Origin of the sequence: Streptomyces calidiresistens, from assembly GCF_014141525.1 — a bacterium.
GTDB classification, from domain to species: Bacteria; Actinomycetota; Actinomycetes; order Streptomycetales; family Streptomycetaceae; genus Streptomyces; species Streptomyces calidiresistens.
On record NZ_VKHS01000631.1, the window covers coordinates 1 to 3,348 of the forward strand.

At 72.4% G+C, this 3,348-nt stretch carries 2 protein-coding genes and 3 tRNA genes; all 5 read right to left on the bottom strand.

Annotated features, from left to right (window positions below; genetic code table 11):
• Positions 1-262 precede the first annotated feature (262 nt).
• Positions 263-335: transfer RNA gene (locus FOE67_RS20660), tRNA-Glu, on the bottom strand.
• A 21-nt stretch (positions 336-356) separates the two neighbouring features.
• Positions 357-429: transfer RNA gene (locus FOE67_RS20665), tRNA-Glu, on the bottom strand.
• A gap of 25 nt (positions 430-454) precedes the next feature.
• Positions 455-526: transfer RNA gene (locus FOE67_RS20670), tRNA-Gln, on the bottom strand.
• A gap of 280 nt (positions 527-806) precedes the next feature.
• A complete protein-coding gene (gene gltX, locus FOE67_RS20675; protein WP_182666339.1) occupies positions 807-2,324 on the bottom strand; it encodes a glutamate--tRNA ligase in 1,518 nt (505 codons plus the stop codon).
• The gene (locus FOE67_RS20680) at positions 2,317-3,105 is read right to left on the bottom strand and encodes a fumarylacetoacetate hydrolase family protein (protein WP_182666340.1); all 789 of its coding nucleotides are present in this window, start codon (positions 3,103-3,105) and stop codon (positions 2,317-2,319) included. Before FOE67_RS20680 ends, gltX begins: the two co-directional genes overlap by 8 nt.
• Between the last annotated feature and the right edge of the window lie 243 nt (positions 3,106-3,348).

The following is a 3,348-nucleotide window of genomic DNA, read 5'->3' on the forward strand; positions in this document are numbered from 1 at the left end:
CCCCTCCCCGGCGGGGTCACCCCGGCGTGGGCCGAGTTCACGCGGCGGGGCGGGCACCCGGGAAACCGGCGGGAGACCTTCCCCGGGGCACCGGTCGGCGCCCACGGGTCGGTCGGGGTCGACACACCCGTGCGGGATCCGGCCGAGGCGATCGGCAGGGTGCCGGTGGCGAGGCGGGGCGGACGGCTGCCGGGAGACCGCCCGCACCGGGTGCGAACACGGGAAAGCCCCGCGTGCGAACACGCGGGGCTTTCCCGATACGTACCCCCGACCGGATTCGAACCGGCGCTACCGCCTTGAGAGGGCGGCGTGCTAGGCCGCTACACAACGGGGGCCCCAGCAGGCCTTTCGGCCAGTACCCCCGACCGGATTCGAACCGGCGCTACCGCCTTGAGAGGGCGGCGTGCTAGGCCGCTACACAACGGGGGCATGATCTCGCTGGGCGAAGATCGCGCTGGGCTACCAGGACTCGAACCTAGACTAACTGAACCAGAATCAGTCGTGCTGCCAATTACACCATAGCCCACCAAAACCGAACCTCGAGAGGTCTTGTTCCGGTGTCCGCCTCCCGGTGTCCCGGCCTTTCGGCCGGCCCCGTTCGGCGACGGGAAGAACATTACCCGATCGGGGACCGTGCTCCAAAACGGGTTCCCCGTCGGGGCCGGCGCGCCCCGCCCCGCACCCCCGGAGCCCGTCTCCCGGGCGGGCCTCTCCGCCCGGGAGACGGGCTCCGACGGCTCCGGGCGGGGCACGGTGTCCCGCCCCCGCCCGGAGCCCGCGGTGCGATGCCGGGTTCACGCGCGGTGTCAGCCCGCCAGCCGCGCCAGGGCCGCGTCGACCCGCTCCAGGGTGCGCTCGCGCCCGAGCACCTCCAGGGACTCGAAGAGCGGCAGTCCCACGGTCCGGCCGGTCACGGCCACCCGGACCGGCGCCTGGGCCTTGCCGAGCTTCAGGCCGTGTTCCTCCCCCGCCGCCAGAACGGCGCCCTTGAGTGCCTCCGCGTTCCACTCCGCCGCCGCCAGTCGCTCGCGCGCCGTGCGCAGCAACGCCTCCGCCCCGGGCTTCATCGCCTTCTGCCAGGACGCCTCGTCGCGCACCGGCTCGTCGAGGAAGAGGAAGTCGACGTTGTCGGTGATCTCCGAGAGCACCGTCAGCCGGGTCTGCGCCAGCGGGGCGAGGGCGGCGAAGGCCGCCTCGTCGAACGCCTCCGGCTTCCAGGGGGCGTGCGGGGCCCGCAGCCACGGCTCACAGGCGGCGAGGAAGTCCTCCGTGGACATCTCCCGCAGGTGGACCGCGTTGATCGCCTCGCACTTCTTGAGGTCGAAGCGGGCGGGATTGGCGTTGACGTCCGCGATGTCGAAGGCCTCCACCATCTCCCGCAACGAGAAGATGTCGCGATCCTCCGCGATGGACCAGCCGAGGAGGGAGAGGTAGTTGAGCAGCCCCTCGGGCAGGAAGCCGCGCTCCCGGTAGAGGTTGAGCGAGGCCTGGGGGTCGCGCTTGGAGAGCTTCTTGTTCCCCTCCCCCATGACGTACGGCAGGTGGCCGAAGCGGGGCATCGGCCCGGTGGCCACCCCGATGTCCGCGAGCGCCCGGTACAGGGCGATCTGGCGGGGGGTGGAGGAGAGCAGGTCCTCGCCGCGCAGGACGTGGGTCACCTTCATCAGCGCGTCGTCCACCGGGTTGACCAGGGTGTAGAGCGGGGCACCGGTGGCCCGGACGATGCCGTAGTCGGGAACGTTCTCCGGGGTGAAGGTCAGCTCGCCGCGCACCAGGTCGGTGAAGGTGATCGGCTCGTCGGGCATCCGGAACCGCACGATCGGCGTGCGCCCCTCCGCCTCGTAGGCGGCGATCCGCTCGGCCGACAGGTCCCGGCAGGTGCCCTCGTATCCCGATGGGCGGCCTGCGGCCCGGGCGGCCTCGCGGCGCTCGGCGAGCTCGTTGGCCGAGCAGTAGCACCGGTAGGCGTGGCCGGCGTCCTGGAGCCGACGGGCGACATCGGCGTAGATCTCCATGCGCTGCGACTGCCGGTAGGGCTCGTGGGGGCCGCCCACCTCCGGACCCTCGTCCCAGTTCAGGCCGAGCCAGCGCATGGCGTCCAGGAGCGCCTCGTAGGACTCCTCGGAATCCCGCGCCGCGTCGGTGTCCTCGATCCGGAAGATCATGGTGCCGCCGTGGCGACGGGCGAAGGCCCAGTTGAACAACGCCGTCCGAACCAGGCCGACGTGCGGGTTGCCGGTCGGCGACGGGCAGAACCGCACCCGGACCGGGGAGGTGTCCCCCGTGCCGGGCTCGGCGGGGGCGGAGGAGGGCGCGCTAGTCACGCTTGACCACCTTGTTGGTGAGAGTTCCGATGCCTTCGATGGTGACGGCGACCTCGTCGCCGATCTCCAGGGGGCCGACACCCGCCGGGGTGCCGGTGAGAATGACGTCCCCGGGCAGGAGCGTCATCGCCTCGGTGATGTGCGCGATCAACTCGGGGATGCCGCGCACCATCTCGCCGGTGCGTCCGAGCTGACGCTGCTCACCGTTGACGGTGCACATGATCGCCAGGTCGGCGGCCCGCTCGGGGGTGAGTTCCGTCTCGACCCACGGTCCCAGCGGACAGGAGCCGTCGAAGCCCTTGGCGCGGGTCCACTGCTCCTCGGAGCGTTGGATGTCCCGGGCGGTGATGTCGTTGGCGCAGGTGTACCCGAGGATCACCTCCGCCGCGCGGGAGGGCGGCACCTCCCGGCACATCCGACCGATGACCACGGCGAGCTCCGCCTCGTGGTGGACCTCCCGGGAGAAGGAGGGGTAGGGCACCGGGTCGCCGGGGCCGATGACGGAGGTGGACGGCTTGAGGAAGATCACCGGGGTTCCGGGAACCTCGTTGCCGAGTTCCCTGGCGTGTTCGGCGTAGTTGCGGCCGACCGCGACCACCTTGTTGGGCAGCACCGGTGGCAGCAACCGCACCGCCTTCAGCGGGATGTGGCGTCCGCTGCGCTCCACCCCGCCGAAGGGGTGGCCGCGGACCACGTCCAGGACCGGCTCGTCCCGGTCCGGATCGGTGTCCAGCACACCGAAACCGACGTTTCCCTCGAGGGAGAATCTGGCGACGCGCAACGTGGGGGCTGCCCTTCTCTCGCTGTCCCGCAGGTGACGTCCCAGCGTATCGGGCGGGGAGGGGCCGCCGGGCGTCGCGGGCCCGGCCCGGGGAGGCCCCCGGCGGGGAAGCGGGGACGCACGGGCCCGGACACACCTCGGCCCCCGGGGGGCCGGTGGCCCCCGGGGGCCCGGGATCGGCATCGTCTCGCGCCCCACCCCGGCCTCCCCGGGACCGGCACGGCGGGTCGGGGGGGTGTCCGC